The sequence below is a fragment of the Chryseobacterium phosphatilyticum genome (assembly GCF_002899825.2).
GTDB lineage: Bacteria > Bacteroidota > Bacteroidia > Flavobacteriales > Weeksellaceae > Chryseobacterium > Chryseobacterium phosphatilyticum.
Map to the genome: position 1 here is coordinate 1 of NZ_PPED02000033.1, position 614 is coordinate 614.

Here is a 614-nt window from a genome sequence, read left to right on the forward strand (position 1 = left end):
GGCGAGCCAGTTCCACGAGGTCGGCTGTCAGCGCGGCCTCATCCTCTCTTCCCCGCGGCACCTTGCGCTGCGTCGAGCGATGCTGCCCGAGCGCCCGACAGGCGCGGCGCTCGGAGACGTCTAGGACGTTCATGACATGCGCGATGCAGGCGCGTCGGCGCGCGGGGCTGGTCAGTTTCCCCGAGCGGCCTCCTGCAGGATCAGCTTGTCGAGGGTGAGATCCGCAATCGCCTTGCGCAGCCGCTGGTTCTCAACCTCCAAGTCCTTCATCCGTCGAACCTGATCGCTCTTCAGGCCGCCGTACTCCTTGCGCCAGCGGTAGTAGGTCACTTCCGTCACGCCGATGGCCCGGATCGCCTCCGCCACGCTCTGGCCCTGCGAGACCAGAACATCCACCTGCCGCAGCTTGGCGACCACGTCTTCCGGCTTGTGCCGCTTCGTTCCCATCTGTCCGTCCTCATCTGGCTCAAAAGCCATACCTCAGGGCGGACCACTTCAGTGGCTCTTCGTCGGGTTTGGTGGATCACGCTGCGAGGAGGAAGCGGCGACGCAGGAGGTCGAGCTTGGCGCGGCCATACATCGAACGCTTCAACAGCTTGAGGCGGTTGACCTGC

At 65.1% G+C, this 614-nt stretch carries 1 pseudogene; it reads right to left on the reverse strand.

Annotation, left to right across the window (positions count from 1 at the left end):
- Positions 1-447: pseudogene (locus C1631_RS25290) on the reverse strand (transposase); the annotation flags it as partial.
- Between the last annotated feature and the right edge of the window lie 167 nt (positions 448-614).